General features: G+C 76.9%; 18 protein-coding genes. 12 read left to right on the top strand and 6 right to left on the bottom strand.

Features of this window, described 5'->3' with window-relative positions:
- Nucleotides 1–6: 6 nt before the first annotated feature.
- Entirely contained in the window at nucleotides 7–1647 is a 1641-nt protein-coding gene (locus FN207_RS15180) for a DEAD/DEAH box helicase (RefSeq protein WP_246066088.1), read from the bottom strand.
- A 442-nt stretch (nucleotides 1648–2089) separates the two neighbouring features.
- Here FN207_RS15180 and FN207_RS15175 point away from each other — a divergent pair, with 442 nt between their 5' ends.
- A complete protein-coding gene (locus FN207_RS15175) occupies nucleotides 2090–2740 on the top strand; it encodes a ferritin-like fold-containing protein (protein WP_246066077.1) in 651 nt (216 codons plus the stop codon).
- 58 nt (nucleotides 2741–2798) lie between these two features.
- Here FN207_RS15175 and FN207_RS15170 read toward each other — a convergent pair whose 3' ends face one another.
- Nucleotides 2799–3035 (bottom strand): DUF3107 domain-containing protein, encoded by a 237-nt coding sequence (locus FN207_RS15170; protein WP_110905545.1) that lies wholly within the window; start codon nucleotides 3033–3035, stop codon nucleotides 2799–2801.
- 106 nt (nucleotides 3036–3141) lie between these two features.
- Nucleotides 3142–3780: a TetR/AcrR family transcriptional regulator gene (locus FN207_RS15165; protein WP_110905544.1), complete on the bottom strand. Its 639-nt coding sequence runs from the start codon at nucleotides 3778–3780 to the stop codon at nucleotides 3142–3144.
- 68 nt (nucleotides 3781–3848) lie between these two features.
- On the opposite strand from FN207_RS15165, the gene FN207_RS15160 reads away from it, so the two are divergent.
- The 6 genes from FN207_RS15160 to FN207_RS15135 all read left to right on the top strand — a co-directional run bounded on the left by FN207_RS15160 (nucleotide 3849) and on the right by FN207_RS15135 (nucleotide 9378).
- Nucleotides 3849–4937: an alpha/beta fold hydrolase gene (locus FN207_RS15160; RefSeq protein WP_246066076.1), complete on the top strand. Its 1089-nt coding sequence runs from the start codon at nucleotides 3849–3851 to the stop codon at nucleotides 4935–4937.
- 164 nt (nucleotides 4938–5101) lie between these two features.
- Complete coding sequence (locus FN207_RS15155) at nucleotides 5102–6100, top strand: DUF3152 domain-containing protein (protein ID WP_142459296.1); 999 nt, start codon at nucleotides 5102–5104, stop codon at nucleotides 6098–6100.
- 109 nt (nucleotides 6101–6209) lie between these two features.
- Complete coding sequence (gene moeZ, locus FN207_RS15150; RefSeq protein ID WP_142459295.1) at nucleotides 6210–7370, top strand: adenylyltransferase/sulfurtransferase MoeZ; 1161 nt, start codon at nucleotides 6210–6212, stop codon at nucleotides 7368–7370.
- A gap of 96 nt (nucleotides 7371–7466) precedes the next feature.
- Entirely contained in the window at nucleotides 7467–8057 is a 591-nt protein-coding gene (locus tag FN207_RS15145; RefSeq protein ID WP_110905542.1) for a TIGR03086 family metal-binding protein, read from the top strand.
- A gap of 86 nt (nucleotides 8058–8143) precedes the next feature.
- Nucleotides 8144–9043, top strand: a complete 900-nt coding sequence (locus tag FN207_RS26320; protein ID WP_185938352.1) for a hypothetical protein — start codon at nucleotides 8144–8146, stop codon at nucleotides 9041–9043.
- The gene (locus FN207_RS15135; protein WP_142459294.1) at nucleotides 9040–9378 is read left to right on the top strand and encodes an MGMT family protein; all 339 of its coding nucleotides are present in this window, start codon (nucleotides 9040–9042) and stop codon (nucleotides 9376–9378) included. The genes FN207_RS26320 and FN207_RS15135 overlap by 4 nt, the downstream gene beginning before the upstream one ends.
- Before the next feature lie 4 nt (nucleotides 9379–9382).
- Here FN207_RS15135 and FN207_RS15130 read toward each other — a convergent pair whose 3' ends face one another.
- A complete protein-coding gene (locus FN207_RS15130) occupies nucleotides 9383–10102 on the bottom strand; it encodes an SGNH/GDSL hydrolase family protein (protein WP_185938351.1) in 720 nt (239 codons plus the stop codon).
- 85 nt (nucleotides 10103–10187) lie between these two features.
- Between FN207_RS15130 and FN207_RS15125 the strand changes: the two genes are divergently transcribed.
- Nucleotides 10188–10715: a dihydrofolate reductase family protein gene (locus tag FN207_RS15125; protein WP_142459292.1), complete on the top strand. Its 528-nt coding sequence runs from the start codon at nucleotides 10188–10190 to the stop codon at nucleotides 10713–10715.
- Here FN207_RS15125 and FN207_RS15120 read toward each other — a convergent pair.
- Nucleotides 10705–11649: an AraC family transcriptional regulator gene (locus FN207_RS15120; RefSeq protein WP_142459291.1), complete on the bottom strand. Its 945-nt coding sequence runs from the start codon at nucleotides 11647–11649 to the stop codon at nucleotides 10705–10707. The genes FN207_RS15125 and FN207_RS15120 overlap by 11 nt on opposite strands.
- 82 nt (nucleotides 11650–11731) lie before the next feature.
- Here FN207_RS15120 and FN207_RS15115 point away from each other — a divergent pair, with 82 nt between their 5' ends.
- The 4 genes from FN207_RS15115 to FN207_RS15100 are packed head-to-tail and all read left to right on the top strand — an operon-like array spanning nucleotide 11732 to nucleotide 19695.
- Nucleotides 11732–12586, top strand: coding sequence for an NmrA family NAD(P)-binding protein (locus FN207_RS15115; RefSeq protein ID WP_142459290.1), 855 nt, complete (start codon nucleotides 11732–11734; stop codon nucleotides 12584–12586).
- Entirely contained in the window at nucleotides 12583–13047 is a 465-nt protein-coding gene (locus FN207_RS15110; RefSeq protein ID WP_142459289.1) for an anthrone oxygenase family protein, read from the top strand. Before FN207_RS15115 ends, FN207_RS15110 begins: the two co-directional genes overlap by 4 nt.
- 40 nt (nucleotides 13048–13087) lie before the next feature.
- Nucleotides 13088–16276, top strand: coding sequence for an ATP-dependent helicase (locus FN207_RS15105; protein ID WP_142459288.1), 3189 nt, complete (start codon nucleotides 13088–13090; stop codon nucleotides 16274–16276).
- Nucleotides 16273–19695 (top strand): ATP-dependent helicase, encoded by a 3423-nt coding sequence (locus FN207_RS15100; protein WP_142459287.1) that lies wholly within the window; start codon nucleotides 16273–16275, stop codon nucleotides 19693–19695. Before FN207_RS15105 ends, FN207_RS15100 begins: the two co-directional genes overlap by 4 nt.
- A 31-nt stretch (nucleotides 19696–19726) precedes the next feature.
- Here the strand turns inward: FN207_RS15100 and FN207_RS15095 are convergent, their stop codons facing one another.
- Nucleotides 19727–20563 (bottom strand): alpha/beta fold hydrolase, encoded by an 837-nt coding sequence (locus tag FN207_RS15095; protein ID WP_142459286.1) that lies wholly within the window; start codon nucleotides 20561–20563, stop codon nucleotides 19727–19729.
- Nucleotides 20564–20577: the final 14 nt, after the last annotated feature.

Here is a 20577-nt window from a genome sequence, read left to right as displayed (position 1 = left end):
TCGTGGTCAGGCGGCGGACTCGGAGCCGCCGTCGCCCGAACCGTCGGAGTCACCCCGGCCGGAGCCGGCCGACTCGGAGCCGTCGGAGCGACCCCGGCCGCCCCGACGACGGCGGCGCCGGCGGGGCGCGCCCTCACCGGACTCGGCGGCGTCGCCGGCAGGAGCCTCCGCGGTGTCCGCGGTGCCCTCGGCGTGCGGGGCGGCGACCGCCTCGGCCGCGGCTCCGTTGCCGCGGGTGCGGCGACGGGGCCGGGAGGACCGGGCCGGGCGCTCGGCGTCACTGCGGGCCTCGGCAGCAGAGCCGTTGCGGGCTTCGGCAGCGGAGCCGTTGCGGGCCTCGGCAGCAGAGCCACTGCGGGACTCGGCGGCGGGGCCGCGGCCGGCGCTCTTGGTCCGCTTGCCGGTCTCGCCGAGGTCCTCGAGCACCTCGGCGTCGAGACCCTCGCGCGTGCGCTGGGCGCGCGGCAGCCGGCCCCTGGCGCCCTCGGGCACGTCGAGGTCGCTGTAGACCCACGGCGAGGTGGAGTAGGTCTCCGGCGGGTCGGCGAACGGCAGGTCGAGCGCCTTGTTGATCAGCTGCCAGCGCGGGATGTCGTCCCAGTCGACCAGCGTGACGGCGACACCCTCGCGGCCGGCGCGGCCGGTGCGGCCGATCCGGTGCACGTAGGTCTTCTCGTCCTCGGGGCACTGGTAGTTCACGACGTGGCTGACGCCGGTGACGTCGATGCCGCGCGCGGCGACGTCGGTGGCCACCAGGACGTCGACCTTGCCGCTGCGGAAGGCGCGCAGCGCCTGCTCGCGGGCGCCCTGGCCGAGGTCGCCGTGCACGGCGGCGGCCGCGAAGCCGCGGTCGACCAGCTCGTCGGCGACCTTCTGGGCGGTGCGCTTGGTGCGGCAGAAGACCATCGCCAGGCCGCGGCCGCGGGCCTGCAGCACGCGGGAGAGCAGCTCGGGCTTGTCGAGATTGTGCGCCCGGTAGACGAACTGCGTGGTCTGCGGGACGGTCGAGCCCTCGTCGTTGCCGTGCGCCCGGATGTGGGTCGGCTGGGTCATGAACGACCGCGACAGCGTGACGATCGGGCCCGGCATCGTGGCCGAGAACAGCATCGTCTGACGCTGCGTCGGGACCATCGCGAGGATCCGCTCGATGTCGGGCAGGAAGCCCAGGTCGAGCATCTCGTCGGCCTCGTCGAGGACCAGGACGCGGACCTTGCCCAGGATCAGGTGGCCCTGCTGGGCGAGGTCGAGCAGCCGGCCGGGGGTGCCGACGACGATCTCGACGCCGGCCTGCAGCGCGGCGACCTGCGGCTCGAACGCGCGGCCGCCGTAGATGGCCTGCACGCGGGTGCCGCGCTTGGCGCCGGCGGTGCCGAGGTCACGGGCGACCTGCACGCACAGCTCGCGGGTGGGGACGACGACCAGCGCCTGCGGGACGCCGTCGCCACCCTCGCTCGGCGGGACGACGCGCTGCAGCATCGGGACGCCGAAGCCGAGGGTCTTGCCGGTGCCGGTGCGCGCCTGGCCGATGAGGTCGTGGCCGGCCAGCGCCAGCGGGAGGGTGAGCTCCTGGATGGCGAAGGTGCGGGTGATGCCCGCCTCGGCGAGCGCCGCGACGACGTCGGGGTGGACGTCGAAGTCGCTGAACAGCGGCGCGGTCTCCTCGACCGGCGCGCCGCCGAGCTGCTCGACGGTCTGCTCGACCTGCTCCGGAGCGGGCGCGCCGGTCTCGGCGTGCTCCAGCTCGGGGGTGGTGGGGACGTTCTCGGTGGTGGGGGTGTTCTCGGTGGAGGTCAGTGCTCTCGCCTCTGGTCGGCTGGGGGAGCGGCCAGGGGCGACGGCGTCGTCGCCCGGGCGCTCCGCGGTCGGGTGTCGCGGGATGCGTTTCCAGCGCCGACACGGCCAGCGGACCGGGAGGATCCGGGAGACGCACCCGGTGCCGGTGGGGCTCCTCGGGGCGTCGTCCGACGTTCGTCAGCGCACAGATACCAGCGAACCTGGCGGCTCGCCTGTTCCCATGCTAGCGCGGACAGCGGTTAGCCTCGGTCGCCGCGCGGGCCGCCCCGCCCCGACTACCACCCGGAGGTGGCACGTGACCTCGGTCGACACCCGAGCCGTCGTCGACCTGCTCGGCGTGCTGGCCTACGCGGAGCTGACGGCGTTCGACCGGCTCGCCGAGGACGCGCGGATGGCGCCGACCCTCGCCGGCCGCGCCGCGCTGGCGCGCATGGCCGCGGCCGAGATGGGCCACCACGACCGGCTGGCGCAGCGGCTGACCGAGCTGGGCGCCGACCCCACCGAGGCCATGCGCCCGTTCGTCGCCGCCCTCGACGGCTTCCACGAGGGCACCCGCCCGCGCACGTGGCTGGAGGGCCTGGTCAAGGCCTACGTCGGTGACGGGCTGGCCGCCGACTTCTACCGCGAGATCGCCGGCTTCCTCCCCGAGCCCGATCGCTCGCTCATCCTCGAGACGCTCGCCGACACCGGGCACGCCGACTTCGCCGTCCGCGAGGTGCGGGCCGCGATCGCCGCGCAGCGGACGCTGGCCGGCCGGCTGGCGCTGTGGGGCCGCCGGCTGGTGGGGGAGGCGATCTCGCAGTCGCAGGCGGTCATCGCCGAGCGCGACGGCCTGGCCCGGCTGATCATCGGCGGCACCGGCGACCTCACCGGCGTCGTCCGCCTCCAGGACCGCATCACCGCCGCGCACACCGAGCGCATGAAGACGCTCGGCCTGAACCCCTAGAGACGGCGAGGGGGCGCCCCCGCGGATGCGGGGACGCCCCCTCGGGACGTGCCGGGCGCTAGTTGCCCGCGACGAAGCCCACCCGGCGCTGGTCGGCCTGGGCGATCTCGACGTAGGCGATCCGGTCGACCGGGACGAGGACGCGGCGGCCCCGCTCGTCCTCCAGGGTCAACAGCCCGTCCTTCGTGCCACCGGACATGGCGGAGGCCACGGCGGCGGCGATCTCTTCGGGGGTGTTCGGGCTGTCGACGACCAGCTCCCGGGGGGAGTGCTGGACACCGATCTTGACTTCCACTCGGGATGCCTCCTCGGGTTGCACGGCTGCCGACCACGCTAGTCCAGCGCCGGGCACCGGGCCCCCGTGCAGGACTGCGCCGTCAGCGAACGCCGGGATCGACGGGTCAGGCGGGGGCGTCGCCCTCGACCCGCGGGAAGCGCGAGATGCCCCGCCAGGCCAGCGCCGACATCAGCGACACGGCCTCGTCGCGCGAGACGGTGCCCTTCTGCGCCAGCCACCACCGGGCGCTGGTCTCGGCCAGGCCGGTGAGGCCCGAGGCGAGCAGGTGCGCCTGCTCCGGGGAGCTGCCGGTGTCGCCCGCGATCACCTCGGCGATCGCCTCGACGCACGCCCGGTTGCCGCGGTCGACCAGCGTGCGGACGTCGTCGTCGTTGCGGAGGTCGGACTCGAAGACCAGGCGGAAGGCCCCGCCCTCGGCGTCGACGAACTCGAAGTAGGCCCCTACCGCGCCGTGGACCCGCTGCCGGTTGTCCTCGGTGCCGGCCATCGCCTCGCGGACCCGGTCGGTCAGCTCGGTGACCTGTTGCTCGAGCAGTGCCAGGTAGAGCTCCCGCTTGCCCGGGAAGTGCTGGTAGAGCACGGGCTTGCTGACGCCGGCGCGGTCGGCGATGTCGTCCATGGCGGCGGCGTGGAAGCCGTGTGCGACGAAGACCTCCTGCGCGGCCTGCAGCAGCTGCAGCCGCCGGGCACCACGCGGCAGCCGCGAGGTGCGGCGGACGGGGACCGGGCGCGAGGACTGCATGGCGCGGGGGATGTTACCGGCGGGTCACCCGCCGCACGCGTCCCGGCGGGCTGGCATACCGTCGCCGGGTGCCCGAGGCCCGCCGCGCGCGCACCCGCCGTCTGCCGCAGCCCCCGTCGGTCGCCCCGTCGTCCACCGCCCGGGCGTCGTCGGCCGCCCTGCCGAGCACCGACCCGCCGCCGGACGCCTGGCCGGGGGAGGACGTGCCCGTCGAGGGCGGCTCCGTCTATGTGCGCACCACGCCCTGGGCCGGGACGCCCGGCGGCCCGCACGAGCGCGCCCTCTACGTCCACGGGCTCGGTGGCGCCTCCACCAACTGGACCGACCTGGCCGCGCTGCTCGCCGTCCGCTGCGCCGGCTGGGCGGTCGACCTGCCGGGCTTCGGCCGCTCGCAGCCGCTCCCCCGGGGGTCCTGGTCCATCCGCGGGCACGTGCGGGCGGTGGTCGACGTCCTCGAGCACGTGCGCGACCAGCCGGGGGAGGCCCGGGGACGTCCGGTGCACCTGCTGGGCAACAGCCTCGGTGGGCTGGCCAGCCTGCTGGCGGCGGCGCGGCGGCCGGACCTCGTCGCGTCGCTGACGCTGGTCTCGCCGGCCATGCCCGTCTACCGGGTGCCGCCGGCGTTCGGCCGGGCGCTGCTGCTGCTCCTGCTGCCCGGCGTCCCCGCGATCGCCGAGCGCCGGCTGGCCGGCGTGACGCCGGAGCAGTCGGTGCGCGGGATGCTGCAGATGTGCTTCGGCGAGCCCGCGCGGGTGCCGCCGGAGCGGATCGAGGCCGCCGTCGAGGAGACCCGCGAGCGGGCGGCGCAGGAGTGGGCCAACCGCGCGCTGACCCGCAGCATGCGCGGCCTGATCACCTCCTACCTGCGGGTCGGACGGGCCAACGCCTGGCGGATGGCCCGGTCGCTGCGGGTGCCGACCCTCGTGGTGTGGGGCGACCGCGACCGGCTCGTCGACCCCCGGTTGGCCCCGCGGCTGGCCGCCGTCGTGCCGGGTGCGCGGCTGCTGGTCCTCGAGACCGTCGGGCACGTGGCGATGCTCGAGGCGCCGGAGGAGACCGCCCGTGCGGTGCTCGGGCTGCTGGAGGACCTCGACGACGCCGGCGACGCCGGCGTAGCGGCTCCCGACCTCGACGGGGACGAGGCGCGCGCCGGCTGACGCGCCGACGGTGTGTCCGGCGTGTCGGGTGGGGCGCGTGAGAACCTGACCTGGACGCGCGGTGACGCTGCCCACGACACTGCGTGACCGCAGGGACGACGGAACCGGCAGGAGGACCGGCGGCCGCACGGCTGCGGGACCCGACGCGGCGAGGAGGCGGCACCGTGGCAGCTCCTCCGTCCGGCCGCCCCCCGCAGGTCCGGTCCGGCCGGGAGCCGGCGCGCGGCCTGCCCCCGCTCCCGCCGCTGCCCGCCCGTCCGCCGGCGCGCTCCCGTACCCCCGGCACGCTCGCCCCCCGCCCCGCGCCGCCCGGCCCGCGCGGCCCGGTGGAGCCCCGGCGGACCCGGCGTCCCCGGGGGCGGCTGCGCCGGTTCGCGGCCCGCTGGGGCTGGCGTGCCTACGCGATCCCGCTGCTGACGGTGGCGACCGTCCTGGCGCTGGCCGACCTGCTCGGCCCGGCGGCGGGGTCCCCGGCGCGGGTCGGCGCGACGGCGGGCGACGCGACGCCGGCCGCCCGCTCTCCCGAGGCCGCCCCTCCGGCGAGCACGGCACCCCCGACGACGGCGCCCCCTCCGGCCGAGGGCGACGCCGGCCCGGCCGAGGTCCCCGGGGCGCCCGCGACCGGCACCTACGTGGAGCAGGGTGCCGGCAGCGTGTCGGTCGTCCCGGGCGTCTCGGCGGTGTACGGCAGCGGTCCGCTGCAGCGCTTCGTCGTCGAGGTCGAGGACGGCATCGGCGTCGACGGCGCGGCCTTCGCCGCCGCCGTGGAGGCCACGCTGGGCGACCCGCGCTCGTGGGGCAGCGGCGGCCGGATGTCCTTCCAGCGCGTCGACGCCACCGACGCGGGCGCCTACGAGTTCCGGGTGAGCCTGGTCAGCCCCGGGAGCATGGAGCGGTACTGCCCGGGCGTGGGCACCGGCGGTTACACCTCCTGCCGCTACGGCGAGCGCGCCGTCATCAACCTGGCCCGCTGGGAGACCGCCGTCCCGCACTACGACGGCGACATCGCCACCTACCGCCAGTACGTCGTCAACCACGAGGTCGGGCACGCGCTGGGCAACGGCCACCAGCCCTGCCCGGGCGCCGGCCAGGTCGCGCCCGTGATGCAGCAGCAGACCCTGGGCCTGGACGGCTGCGTCAAGAACGCCTGGCCGTACCCCTGAGCCGGTGTCCCCGGGCCCGGGCGGGAACAGAGCCGCGTGCCACCCTGTTGCGACCGTCGAACGCAGGCCCCGCCGGTCGGGGCCGCTGGTCGAGACCCGAGGAGCAAGCGTGTCCCTGCCACCCCTGGTGGAGCCCGCCGCCGACCTGTCGATCGACGAGGTCCGCCGCTACAGCCGCCACCTGATCATCCCGGACGTCGGGATGGACGGGCAGAAGCGGCTCAAGAACGCCAAGGTGCTCGCCGTCGGGGCCGGTGGCCTCGGCTCGCCGGTGCTCATGTACCTGGCCGCCGCCGGCGTCGGCACGATCGGCATCGTCGAGTTCGACACCGTCGACGAGTCCAACCTGCAGCGCCAGATCATCCACGGGGTGTCCGACGTCGGCCGCTCGAAGGCCGAGAGCGCCCGGGACTCGATCAGGGAGATCAACCCGTACGTCGACGTCCGGCTGCACGAGACGCGCCTGGACAGCGACAACGTGTTAGGGATCTTCGAGCAGTACGACCTCATCGTCGATGGCACCGACAACTTCGCCACGCGCTACCTGGTCAACGACGCGTGCGTGCTGCTCGGCAAGCCCTACGTCTGGGGCTCGATCTACCGCTTCGACGGCCAGGTGTCGGTCTTCTGGGCCGAGCACGGCCCGAACTACCGCGACCTCTACCCCGTGCCCCCGCCGCCCGGGATGGTCCCCTCCTGCGCCGAGGGCGGCGTGCTGGGCGTGCTGTGCGCGACCATCGGCGCCATCCAGGCCACCGAGGCGGTCAAGCTCATCACCGGCATCGGCGAGACGCTGCTGGGCCGCCTGATGGTCTACGACGCCCTGGAGATGACCTTCCGCACGATCAAGGTGCGCAAGGACCCCGAGGCCGAGCCGATCACCGGGCTCATCGACTACGAGGCCTTCTGCGGCGTCGTCTCGGTCGAGGCCCAGGAGGCGGCCGCCGGCTCGACGATCACCGTCGACGAGCTCAAGGACATGATGGACGCGGGCAAGGACTTCGAGCTCATCGACGTCCGCGAGCCCAACGAGTACGAGATCGTCTCCATCCCGGGCGCGACGCTCATCCCCAAGGACGAGATCCTCTCCGGCCGGGCGCTGGCGCAGCTGCCGCAGGACAGGCCGATCGTGCTGCACTGCAAGACCGGCGTCCGCTCGGCCGAGGCGCTGGCCGCGGTCAAGAACGCCGGCTTCAAGGACGCCGTGCACGTCCAGGGCGGCGTGACGGCGTGGGCGACGCGGATCGACAAGACGCTGCCCACCTACTGAGCTCAGTACCTCCTGAGCTCCGTACCGAGCGAGCCCACCGAGGGCCCGGCACCCGTCGCGGGTGCCGGGCCCTCGGCGTCCGTGTTGACTGGTCGAGTGCCCGAGTCGACGCCGTCCCCGACCGAGCTGCTCGAGCTGTTCCAGCGCGCGCAGGCCGCCTTCACCGACCGCGTCGACGCCGTCGAGCCCGGGCAGTGGGACCTCGAGGCGTTGCCCGGCTGGACGGTGGCCGACCTCGTCGCCCACCTCGTCGGCGAGGCGCACTGGGTGCCCGGCCTGCTGGCGGGCGAGCCGCTCGACGACGTCGCGGCGCGGGTCCCGGCCGGCACCGACGCCCTGCTCGGCGAGGACCCGCTCACCGCGTGGGAGACCGTGGCCGACGAGGCGCTGGCCGCCGTCGCCGCCGCTGACCTGCGCTCGGGCACGGTGCACCTGTCCCGCGGCCCGACGCCCGCGTGGGAGTACGTCGACGAGCTGACCGCCGACCTGACGGTGCACTCCTGGGACCTCGCCCGCGCGACCGGCGGGGACGAGGAGCTGGACCCGGCCCTGGTGCGCGCCGCCGAGGGGCTGGCCGCCCGGCTGCCCGGCGACGGCGTCCCCGGCCTGTTCGCGCCGCCGGTCGAGCTGCCCGACGGCGCCTCCCCGCAGCAGCGGCTGCTGGCCAGGCTGGGCCGCCGGGCCTGACCCGGTCGGGGTGCCCGCGCCGTGGCGGACCCCGCCGGGGGCCTGCCGGTTCGTATCCTGCGACCTCACGTCAGCAGGAGGTCTCCATGAGCCAGCCGCCCCCCGGGCAGTACCCCGGCGGTCCCGGTGAGCCGCCCTACGGCCAGCAGCCGGGGCAGTACGGCCAGCCGGGTCAGCCCGGTCAGTACGGCCAGCCGGGTCCGTACGGCCAGCCGGGCCAGCAGCCCGGTCCGTACGGCCAGCAGCCGGGGCAGTACGGCCAGCCCGGTCAGTACGGGCAGCCGCCGTTCGGGCAGCCGGGCGGGCCCGGGCAGCAGCCGCCCCGCAAGCGCGGCCCGGTCGTCGCCCTGATCGCGGGCCTGGTCGCGCTGGTCGTCGCCGCCGCCGTCGTCCTGTTCTTCGTCCTGCGCGACGACGACCCCGAGCCGGCGGCCACGTCGTCGAGCTCGTCGTCCAGCTCCTCGAGCAGCAGCAGCTCGTCGTCCCGCCCGTCGTCGAGCTCCTCGTCGTCGACCAGCGCGTCGCCGTCCACGGGCGCTCCGGGATCCGGCGGGGATCTGCTGGCGATCGTGCCGGCAGACTTCCCGGACTGCACCGAGGCCGAGCTCGCCGGCGACGGCGACGTCGCGCACGCCTCCTGCGGCGCCAGCGCCACGCAGCCGGGCCCGCAGCAGAGCGAGTTCTTCCAGTACCCCGACCAGGCGACGATGGACGCGGTGTTCACCAACGACGCCTCGGCGCAGGGCCTGTCGGAGGTGCCCGAGGGCCAGGACTGCACCACCACGACCGGCATCGGCTCGTGGAGCGGTGGGACCAGTTCCGGCCTGGTGGCGTGCGCCATCGACACCGAGAACGGCGCGGTGGTCATCACCTGGACCGACGACGCGGCGCTCGTCGAGGGCATCGTGGCCGCCCCCGGGACCACGCAGGCCGACCTCGCCGGCCTGTACGCCTGGTGGACGGCGAACAGCGACTACCGGCTGTGAGCGCGCGGGCGCCCGGGGAGCCGCGGCCCCCGGGCGCCCGCCCGCCCGCGACCGACCCCGCCGACGTCGACGAGGCGGTCTACGACGTCGTCGAGTCCATCCCGCCGGGCCGGGTGAGCACCTACGGGGCGATCGGCCGGCTGGTCGGGGTGGGTCCGCGACGGGTCGCCCGGGCGCTGTCCGGCGGCGGGGGAGCGGTGCCCTGGTTCCGGGTGGTCCGCGCCGACGGGACCTGTGCCGAGCCGGTGCGGGTGCGGCAGCTGGAGCTGTTGGCCGGCGAGGGCGTGCCCGTGCGCGACGGCCGGGTGGACCTGGCCGCCGTCGCCTGGCCCTGAGCCCTCAGGTCTCCAGCAGGAACTCGCCGACGAGGTCGGCGACCACCGCCGCGCTGCGCTCGGTCAGGTGGACGTGGTCGCTGAGCACGGCCAGGCCGTTGCGCCGGCCGATCTCGTCGAGGGACCGTCGCAGCAGCAGGTGGGTGACCGTGGCCCGCAGCAGCACGGCGACGCCACCGGTCCAGGGCGGCGGCCGGTGGCCGGGCGGCAGCATCGCCACGAGCCGCTCGTGCAGCGGCAGGACGGGCACCGCGTGCGCGGCGGCCACCTCCCGCAGCACCGCGGCGTGGGCATCGACGCGCCGGTTCGCCTCGCTGGCGAGGTCCTCGCCCAGCGGCGGGAGGTCGAGCACCGCGAGCCGGGCCGGGGTCCCGGCCCGCAGCCGCCCGAGCACGGCGTCGAGGCACTCGCGGTACCAGTCGAGGGTCGGCGTCCGCGGGACGCGCTTGCGACGGCGGGCGAGGGCCGCGTGCCGCGGGTCGAGGGCGGCGAGGACGTCGTTGGTGCCGACCTGCAGCGTGACGACGTCCGGCCGGCGGGCGACGATCCCGTCCAGCCGCTGCAGCACGTTCCAGGCGAGGTCCCCGTCGACCCCGGCGTTGACGAAGCGGGTCCCGCCCGGGCCGAAGCGGCGCTCCAGCTCGGCCACGTAGTCCCCGCTGGACTGCCCGCGGGTGATGCTGTCGCCCGCGCAGACGACGAGCCGCGGCGCGGCAGGAGCCACGTCGTCCTCCCCTCGCCCGTGCGTCCCGGCCAGACTCGCAGGGACCGCCGCGCAGCGCTGCCGCTGCCTGCCGAGGAGAGCTCCCGTGGCCACGCTGCTGTACTCCGCCACCGCGTCGCTGGACGGCTTCATCGCCGGTCCCGGTGGCGACATGTCGTGGCTGACCCCGCACCTGGCCGGCCCGAACCCGACCGCCGAGCGGCTGCTGTCCCGGGTGGGCGCGCTCCTCGCCGGCGCCACCACCTTCGGCGGCGACGACCCGAACCGGGGCACCGAGCAGGAGGGCGCCTTCGGCGGTCAGTACCACGGCCCCGTGGTGGTGCTGACCCACCGCCCTGCGGACACGGCACCGGCAGACGTCACCTTCACCGGCGACCTGCACCAGGCCGTCGCCCTGGCCTCGGAGGCCGCCGGGGACGGCGTGGTGAACGTGCTGGGGGCCGACGTCGCCCGGCAGTGCCTGCAGGCGCGGCTGCTGGACGAGGTGCTGCTGTTCTTCGCGCCGGTCCTGCTCGGCGACGGCGTGCGGGTCCTCGACGTCCCCGGCGGGATGCAGGTGCTGCTCGACCGCGTCCCCGGCGAGACGGAGCACTGGTACCGCGTCAGGTACTGACCCGCGCGCGGAGCCGGTGCTCGCGCGGGCTGACCCCGTGCTCGCGGGTGAAGGCCGCCGACAGCGCGTAGGGGCTGCCGTAGCCCACCTCCCGCGCCACCGCGGCCACCGTGGTCGCCGGGTCGAGCAGCAGGTCGGCGGCCAGCGCCAGCCGCCACGACGTCAGGTGCGCCATGGGCGGCTCGCCGACCAGGTCGGTGAACCGCCGGGCCAGCGCCGCCCGCGAGACCCCGGCCTCGGCGGCGAGGGCGGCCACCGTCCACGGCCGGGCCGGGGAGGACTGCAGCGCCCGCAGCGCCGGGCCGACGACGGGGTCGGCGGCCGCCCGGTACCAGCCCGGCGGCTCACCGTCCGGCCGGTCGAACCAGGCCCGGAGCGTGGCGACCAGCAGCAGGTCGAGCAGCCGGTCGAGCACCGCGGCCTGCCCGGGCCCGTCGCGGCCGGCCTCCTGCGCCAGCCAGGCCCCGGCCGGCCCCTCGACGGTGCCGGCGCGCTGCACGAGCAGCGGCGGCAGGGCGGCCAGCAGCGGCCGGCTGACCTCGCCGTGCGCCTGGTAGGTCCCGGTGACCAGGACGTCGCCGCCCTCGGCGTGGTTGCCCCAGGTCCGCACGCCGAGGTCGGTCATCGGCGGTGCGCCGGAGCCGGGGACGGGCGTGCACACCTGCCCCGGCCCGATCACCACCTGCGGCCGGGTCCCGGGGGCGTCGGCGACGGTGTAGCCGTCCGGCCCGCGCAGCACCGCGACGTCGCCGGCGGTCAGCGTCGCCTCCCCGCCGTCGTCGCAGCGCAGGTGCGCCCGCCCCCGGACGACGGTGACGAGGGTGAGCGGCGCCCGGTCCTCGATCCGCAGCGACCACGGCGGCGCGAGCAGCGAGCGCAGCACGAACGCCCCGCGCGCCCGTGGGCCGTCGAGGAGTGCGGCGACGGCGTCCACGACCGCGGAGCGTAGACGCTCACGCATGTACGCGAGCGTCTCGGCCATTCCGCGTCTCGCCGGCCGGCGGTTGGCTCGGGGCATGACAGATCCCGAGCGTCCCGTCCTCGTCCTCGGCGGCACCGGCCGGACCGGCCGCCGCGTCGCCGCCCGGCTGCGCGCCCGCGGCACCGCCGTCCGCATCGCGTCCCGCGCCGGCTCCCCGCCCTTCGACTGGGCCGACCGGTCCACCTGGCCGGCCGCCGTCGACGGCGTCCGCGCCGTGTACCTGTGCTTCGCGCCCGACCTGGCCGTCCCGGGAGCGCCGGCCACCGTGGCCGACCTCGCGGCGGCCGCCGTGGCCGCGGGCGCCGAGCGGCTCGTGCTGCTGTCCGGGCGCGGCGAGCCCGAGGCCGAGGACACCGAGGCGCGGGTGCGCGCCGCCGCGGAGTCCGGCGGGGCGGCGTGGACCGTCGTCCGGGCGTCGTGGTTCGTGCAGAACCTCACCGAGGGCGCCTTCCGCGACGCCGTCGCCGACGGCCTGCTGGCCCTGCCCGCGGGCGACGTGGCGGAACCCTTCGTCGACGCCGGTGACGTGGCCGACGTCGCCGCGGCGGCGCTGGCGGACGACGGCCACGCCGGGCGGGTGTACGAGGTCACCGGGCCGCGGGCGCTGACCTTCGCCGAACTGGCGGCGGAGGTCGCGCGGGCCGGCGGGCCGCCGGTGCGCTACGAGCGGGTGCCCGCGGACGCCTGGGCCGCGGAGCTGCGCGAGCTCGGTGTCCCGGACGACGAGGTCGCGCTGATGACGTACCTCTTCACCACCGTGCTCGACGGCCGCAACAGCGCGGTCGGCGACGGCGTGGCCCGCGCGCTGGGCCGCCCGCCGGCCGACGTGGCCGGGCACCTGCGGGCCGTCGCGCTCTCCGGCGCCCTGGACCGGGAGCCGGTCGGGTGACGACGGCGCTCGTGCTGGCCGCCGCCCTCGGCAGCGCGGTCGTGGCCGGCGTGTTCGCGGCGTTCTCCGGCTTCGTCGTCCGCGGGCTGGCGGCGCTGCCCCCGGCGACGGGCGCCGCGGCGATGCGGGCGGTCAACGTCACGGCGTTGCGCCCGCCGCTGATGACCGCCCTGTTCGGCACCGCCGCGCTGTGCGTGGCGGCGGTCGTGGCGGTCCTGGCCGGCGAGGGGCCGGTGCTCCCGGTCCTCGCCGGGGCCGTGGCCTACCTCGCGGGTGCGGTCCTGGTCACCGCGGCCGCCAACGTGCCGCTCAACGAGGAGCTGCGGCGGTCGGTACCGGGCACGCCGGACGGCGACGCGGTCTGGGCCCGCTACCTGCGCGTCTGGACCCGGTGGAACACGGTGCGCGCGCTCGCGTGCACCGGGGCGGCCGCCGCGCTGGGGCTCGCGCCGCTCCTCTGAGGGTCCCGCCGCTGTCGGTGGATCGTGGTGTCATCGGAGGGTGGCAGTTCGGGGGGACGAGTCGGGGCCGGTCTACCGGCTGGTGCAGCCGCACGCCGAGCCTGTCCGGCCGCCGCTGCTGGACCCCACCCAGCAGGCCGTCGTCGACCACGCGGGCGGCCCGCTGCTCGTCCTCGCCGGGCCCGGCACCGGCAAGACGACGACGATCGTCGAGGCCGTCGCCGCCCGCATCGACCGCGGCGTCGACCCGGAGCAGATCCTGGTCCTGACCTTCAGCCGCAAGGCCGCCGCCGAGCTGCGCACCCGCATCACCGCCCGGGTGGCCCGCACCATCCGCGAACCGCTGGCCCGCACCTTCCACTCCTACGCCTACGGCGTGCTCCGGCGGGCGGCGCTGCTGCGCGGGGAGGCACCGCCCCGGCTGCTCACCGCCGCCGAGCAGGACGCCGTCGTCGCCGAGCTGCTGCGCGGTGACCTGGCCGGGGAGAGCGGCGTGCGGTGGCCGGCGTCGCTGCTGCCGGCGCTGTCCACCGCCGGGTTCCGCGGCGAGCTGCGCGAGCTGCTGCTGCGGGCCACCGAGCGCGGCGTCGACCCCGACCTGCTCGCCGCGTGGGCCCGGGAGACCGGCAACGAGGCGTGGCTGCACGCCGCGGCCTTCCAGGAGCAGTACGAGGCGGTGACCGCGTTCTCCACCGCCGGCGGCGGCGACGCCTCCGGCTACGACCCCGCCGAGCTGGTCCGGGCGGCGATGGCCGAGCTCGAGGACGACCCCGAGCTGCTGCGCCAGGAGCGCGCGCGGGCCCGCTGGCTGTTCGTCGACGAGTACCAGGACACCGACCCCGCGCAGGTCGAGCTGCTGGAGCTGCTCGCCGGCGGCGGTGGCGACCTGGTCGTCGTGGGCGACCCCGACCAGGCCATCTACGCCTTCCGCGGCGCCGAGCCGCGCGGGATCGTCGAGTTCCCCGACCGCTTCCGCACCGTCGACGGCCGGCCCGCCCAGCGCCTGTCGCTCGGGGTCTGCCGCCGCTCGGGCCCGGCGCTGCTCGAGGTGAGCCGCCGGGTGGCCGAGGCGCTGCCCGGGCCGTGGGAGCACCGCCGGCTGCAGCCGGCCGAGGGGATCGACGAGGGCCGCGCCGAGGTGCACGTGTTCGGCTCGGCCGCCGTCGAGGCCGCCTACGTCGCCGACACGCTGCGCCGGGCGCACCTGGTCGACGGCGTCCCGTGGTCGCAGATGGCCGTCGTCGTCCGCACCGTGCTGGCCATCGGCCCGCTGCGCCGCGCGCTGACCTCGGCGGGCGTGCCGGTCGAGGTCTCCGCCGACGACCTCCCGCTCGCCGCGCAGCCGGCCGTCGCGCCGCTGCTCGCCTCGCTGAGCGCGCTGCTGCCGCAGCCGGGCGCCGAGCCGGGCACCCTCGCACTCGACGAGGCCGGCGCGGAGGCGCTGCTGGCCTCCCCGCTCGGCGGCGCCACGGTGCTCGACCTGCGCCGGCTGCGTCGGGCGGTGCGCATCGCCCAGGCCCAGCGCGGCGTCGACGCCGACGAGCGGGGCGCGCCGCTGGCCACCGCGCTGGCCGACGAGGCGCTGCTCGAGGAACTCCCGCCCGCGGTGGCCGGGCCGGCCCACCGGGTCGCCGGGGTGCTGGCCGCCGGCCGGGTCGCGCTGGCCCGCGACGGCTCGGCCGAGGACGTGCTGTGGGCGATGTGGCAGCGCAGCGGGCTGGCCGGGAAGTGGGCCCGCGCCAGCGCCGCCGGGGGAGCCGCCGGCGCCGCTGCCGACCGTGACCTCGACGCCGTCGTCGCGCTGTTCGACGCCGCCGCCGGGTTCGTCGACCGGCTGCCCTCGGCCACCGTGGCCGCGTTCGTCGAGCACCTGTCGGCGCAGGAGCTGCCCGGCCTCACCGGCATGGAGCGCGACGGCGCCACCGACGCCGTCCGGCTGCTCACCGCGCACGCGTCCAAGGGCCTGGAGTGGGACGTCGTCTGCGTGGCCGGCGTGCAGGACGGCATCTGGCCCGACCTGCGCGACCGCGGCACGCTGCTGGGCACCGAGCTGCTGGTGGAGCGGGTCGCCGGCATCGACGGCACCTCGGTCGACCGGCGCACCCAGATGCTGGCCGAGGAGCGGCGGCTGTTCTACGTCGCCTGCACCCGCGCCCGGCGCCGGCTCGTGGTCACCGCCGTCGAGGGGGCGCTGGACGGTCCCGACGCCGGGGCCACCGCCTCGCGCTTCCTCGACCTCGTCGTCCCGCCGCCGGACGAGGGCCGCCCGCTGACGCCGCTGCCGCGCTCCCTGCGGCTCCCGGCGCTGGTGGCCGACCTGCGCCGCGCGGTCAGCGACCCGCAGACCGACCCCGCCCGGCGCTCCGCGGCCGCCGCGGTGCTGCACCGGCTGGCCGCCGAGGGCGTCCCCGGCGCCTCGCCCGACGACTGGTGGGGGCTGGCGCCGCTGTCCGACGACGCCCCGCTGGTGCCCGGCGACGAGGCGGTGCGGGTGCGCCCCTCGGCGATCGAGACCTTCCAGCGCTGCCCGCTGAAGTGGGTGCTCGGCGCGGTGGGCGCCGAGGCCTCGCCGGACACCACCCGCACGGTCGGCTCGGCGGTGCACGCGGTCGCCCAGCGGGTGGCCGAGGGGCTGGCGCCGGCGGAGGCGCCGGCCGCGCTGGCCGAGGAGCTCGACGCCCTCGACCTCGGTCCCGGCTGGGCCGACCAGCGGCAGCGGATCGCCGCGCGGGACATGCTCGACCGGTTCCTGCGCTGGCACACCGCCAACGGCCGCGAGCTGCTCGCCGCCGAGGCCGACTTCGACGTCACGGTGGGCCGGGCGCGCATCCGCGGCCAGGTCGACCGGCTCGAGCGCGACGGCGCCGGGCGGCTGGTCGTCGTCGACCTCAAGACCGGCCGCACGCACGCCAAGGACGTCGACACCCACGGGCAGCTCGCCGCCTACCAGGTGGCCGTCGCCGCCGGCGCGTTCGGCGACCACGGCAGTGCGCCCGGCGGCGCCGCGCTCCTGCAGGTCGGCACCGGGACCAGGGCCAAGGAGCAGGCGCAGGACGCGCTGCCGCCGGAGGTGCCGGTCGGCGAGACGTGGGCCGGCCAGCTGGTCGCCGAGGTGGGCGAGGGCATGGGCGCGGCCACCTTCGAGGTGCGCACCGGCAGCCACTGCGCGCGCTGCCCGGCGCGGCGCAGCTGCCCGCTGCACGAGCGCGGCCGGCAGGTCACCGCGTGAGTCGTCGGACGCCCACGCCGGCGGAGGACCAGCTCTCCTTCGACGACGACCTGTTCGGCGGCACGCCCGAGCCGGTGCGCGAGCGCCGGCTGCTCGACCCCGCCGAGGTCGCCGCGCGCTGCGGGCTGTCCTACGCGCCCTCGCCCGAGCAGGCCGGTGTGGTGTCCGCGCCGGCCGACCGGCCGCTGGTCGTCGTCGCCGGGGCCGGGTCGGGCAAGACCGAGACCATGGCCGCCCGCGTCTGCTGGCTGGTGGCCAACGAGCTGGTCGCCCCCGACGAGATCCTCGGCCTGACCTTCACCCGCAAGGCCGCCAGCGAGCTCAACGAGCGGATCCGGCTGCGGCTGGGCGCGCTGGCCCGCCACCCCGAGACCGACGAGCGGCTGCGCGAGCGCCTGGCCGTCGCGATGCCCACCGTGTCGACCTACCACGGCTACGCCGCGTCGCTGGTGGCCGAGCACGGGCTGCGGATCGGCGTCGAGCCCGGCGCCGGGGTGCTCGGCCCGGCCATGTGCTGGGGGCAGGCGGCCGCCGTCGTCACCGGCTGGACCGGCGACATGGACGACGTCCCGCTGACGCCGCTGACCACCACCGAGGACGTGCTGGCGCTGGCCGCCGAGCTCGGCGAGCACGACGTCAGCCCGGCGGCGCTGCGGTCCTGGACCGCGCGGCTGGAGGCGCAGGTCGCCGGCTACCCCGACGCGAAGGGCAAGCGCGGCCCCTACAAGCCGGTACTCGACATGCTCGCCCGGCAGCGGGCACGGGTGGCGCTGCTGCCGCTGGTCGAGGCCTTCGAGGCGCGCAAGCGGGCCGCCGGGGCGATCGACTACTCCGACCAGGTCGCGCACGCCGCCCGGATCGCCGTCTCGGCGCCCGAGGTGGGCCGCCGGGAGCGGGCGCGCTGGCGGATCGTGCTGCTCGACGAGTACCAGGACACCAGCGTCGGCCAGCTGCGGATGCTCGAGGCGCTGTTCGGCCGGTCCGGCAGCCACCCGGTGCTCGCCGTCGGCGACCCGCGCCAGTCGATCTACGGCTGGCGCGGCGCCTCCTCCGGCACGATCGAGCGCTTCGACCGCACCTTCCCCGGCGCCCGCGCCAAGGAGGCCCAGCGGCTGACGCTGGCCACCAGCTGGCGCAACGACGCCGCGGTGCTCGACGTCGCCAACGCCGTCGCCGGCCTGCTGCCCGCGCCGGTCGTCCGGCTGCCCGACCTCACCCCCCGCCCGGGCGCCGGCCGGGGGACCGTCCTCGCAGGGCTCTACCCGACGGTCGCCGAGGAGACCGAGGTGCTCGCCGACCGGCTGGCCGCGTGCTGGCGCGGCGAGGAGCCGCTGCTGCCGCCCCGGCCCGACGGCCGTCCCCCGACGACGGCGGTGCTCGTGCGCACGCGCAAGCAGCTGCCCGGCATCGCGGCCGCGCTGCGTGCCCGCGGGCTGCCGGTCACCGTCGTCGGCCTCGGCGGGCTGCTCGAGGTGCCCGAGGTGTCCGACGTCGTCGCCACGCTCACCGTGCTCGTCGACCCCTCCGCCGGCGACGCGCTCGGCCGGCTGCTCACCGGTGCCCGCTGGCGGATCGGCCCCCGCGACCTCGCCGCGCTGGAGGCCCGCGCCCGTGCGCTCGTCCACTCGCGGAAGCCCGCGCGCGAGGACGGCGACGAGGCGACCCGTCCCTCCGAGCGCGGCAGCATCGTGGAGGCGCTCGACGACCTCGGTGACCCCGGTGCCTACTCGGCGGTGGCCTCCCGCCGGCTGCGGCGCCTGGCCGGCGAGCTGGCGCACCTGCGCGCGCGGCTGGGGGAGTCCCTGCCCGACCTGGTCGACGAGGTCGCCCGCACCCTGGGCCTGGAGACCGAGCTGGCCAGCGCGCCCGGCGTCAGCCCCGGCGCGGCCCGGGCGCACCTCGACGCGCTGTATTCGGTCGCGGCCGAGTTCACCGAGCTGGCCGAGCTGCCCTCGCTGCCGGCCTTCCTCGGCTACCTGCGCGACGCCGAGGAGCGCGAGCGCGGGCTGGAGCCCGGCGAGGTCGCGGTCGACCCCGAGTCGGTCCAGCTGCTCACCGTGCACTCGGCCAAGGGCCTGGAGTGGGACGTCGTCGCCGTCCCCGGCATGACCGCCGACCAGTTCCCCTCGCGCACCGACACCAGCGACTCCTGGGTCAAGGACCCCGGCGCCGTCCCGGTCGACCTGCGGCTCACCGACCGCGAGGAGCTCCCGCGGCTGCGGCTGCCGGTGCCCGGTTCGGGGGACCAGGCCGTGGTGCGCGCCGCGCTCGAGGACTACGTGCAGGAGTGGAAGGACTTCGGCGAGGCCGAGGAGATCCGCCTGGGCTACGTCGCGGTCACCCGCGCCAAGTCCCTGCTGCTGTGCTCGGGCAGTTGGTGGCGGGAGGGCGTGAAGCCCAACGGCCCCTCGGTGCTGCTCGACACCGTCCGCCGGGCGTGCACCGCCGGGGCCGGCGTCGTCGTGGCGTGGGCCGAGCGGCCCGAGGAGGGCGCCACCAACCCCGCGCTGGAGGACTGGCCGGTCGGTGTGTGGCCGGCCGACCCGCTGTCCGCGCCGCGCCGCCGCGCGCTCACCGCCGCCGCCGAGCTGGTCGCCAACTCCGCGCCGCACCCCCTCGACGCCGCCACCGCGCTCGGCGCCGGCGACCCGGTGGTCGAGGACTGGGTCCGCGACGCCGACCTGCTGCTGCGCGAGCGCCGGCGCACCGCCCGGCCGAGCGTGGAGGTGCCGCTGCCCAGCCACCTGTCGGTGTCGGAGCTGGTGGCCCTGCGCCGCGACCCGGCCGAGCTGGCCCGCCGGCTGCGCCGGCCGATGCCGGCCGCGCCCGCGCCGCTGGCCCGCCGCGGCACCGCGTTCCACGCCTGGCTGGAGGAGCGCTTCGGCGCCTCCCGGCTGCTGGACCTCGACGAGCTGCCCGGCTCCGGCGACGAGTCCGCACCTCCCGACAGCGCGCTGTCGGCCCTGCAGGCGGCGTTCCTCGCCAGCCCGTGGGCCGACCGGCAGCCGGTCGAGGTCGAGGTGCCGTTCGAGACGCCGTTGGGCCCGCTCACCCTGCGCGGCCGGATCGACGCCGTCTTCGGCGACGACGCCGGCGGCTTCGAGGTGGTCGACTGGAAGACCGGCCCGCCGCCCTCGGGCCGGGAGCTGGCCGCGGCCGCCGTGCAGCTGGCCGCCTACCGGCTCGGCTGGTCGCGGCTGGCCGGGGTGCCGGTCGAGCGGGTCAGCGCGGGCTTCCACCACGTGTCCGCCGGCGTCACCGTGCGCCCCGTCGACCTGCTCGACGAGGCCGGCCTGCTCGCCCTGGTCACCGGCCAGACCACGCACGACGAGACCGCCGCCTACGACGAGCTGCCGCTCCCGCCCGAGCCGGACGACGAGCTGCCCCCGCCGCCGGAGGACGACTCCGGACCTCTGTGAGCCCGCGCTGCCCGGCGGCCTCCCGCGGCGGTCAGGTCGAGGCGACGCGGTCCAGGATCGCGGTGGCGAGCCGGTCGGGCGCCTGCTCGGGCACCCAGTGGCTGATGCCGGCCAGCTCCACGAAGCGGTAGTCGCCGGTCACGTACGCCGCGCACCCCTCGGCGGCGATCCGGCCGATCGCCATGTCGGCGTCGCTCCACACGTAGGTGGTCGGCACCGTCACGTCCTCCACCGGCGTCGCCGAGCTCATCGCCCGGTACCAGTTCAGCGCGGCGGTCAGCGCCCCCGGCGACGACAGCACCGCCACGTACTCGTCGATCGCCTCGGGGTCGACGGCGTCGCCGTACATGCGGCGCAGCCGCCGGGCGTCGTCGGCGAGCAGCACCTCCTCGGCCTTGCCCGCCTGCCAGAACAGCCGGATGTAGGCCGAGCGCTCCTTCTGCTCGGGGTCGCTGCGGTAGGCGGCGGTGAACGCCGTCGGGTGCGGCACCGAGACGGCGGTCAGCGAGCGCACCCGGTCGGGGTGCCAGGCGGCCAGCGCCCAGGCGACGTTGGCGCCCCAGTCGTGCCCGACGACGTCGGCGACCGGCACCTCCATCGCCGTCATCAGGTCGGCGGTGACCTGCGCGAGGTTGGTCAGCGCGTAGGCCTCCACCTCCTGCGGCCGGGCGCCGGGGGAGTAGCCGAGCTGGTCGACGGCGTACGTGCGCAGCCCCGCTTCGGCGAGCCGCGGCGTGACCGCCGCCCACGACGCCGACGTCTCCGGGAAGCCGTGCAGCAGCACCACCGGCCGCCCGTCCTCGGGGCCGTCGGCCCGCACGTCGAAGGTCAGGTCACCGACGTCGACCCGCAGCAGTTCTCCGGCCATGTCACCGAACCTAG

The organism is Geodermatophilus aquaeductus, assembly GCF_900182545.1.
GTDB classification, from domain to species: Bacteria; Actinomycetota; Actinomycetes; order Mycobacteriales; family Geodermatophilaceae; genus Geodermatophilus; species Geodermatophilus aquaeductus.
This window is presented reverse-complemented; position numbering and strand designations above follow the sequence as displayed.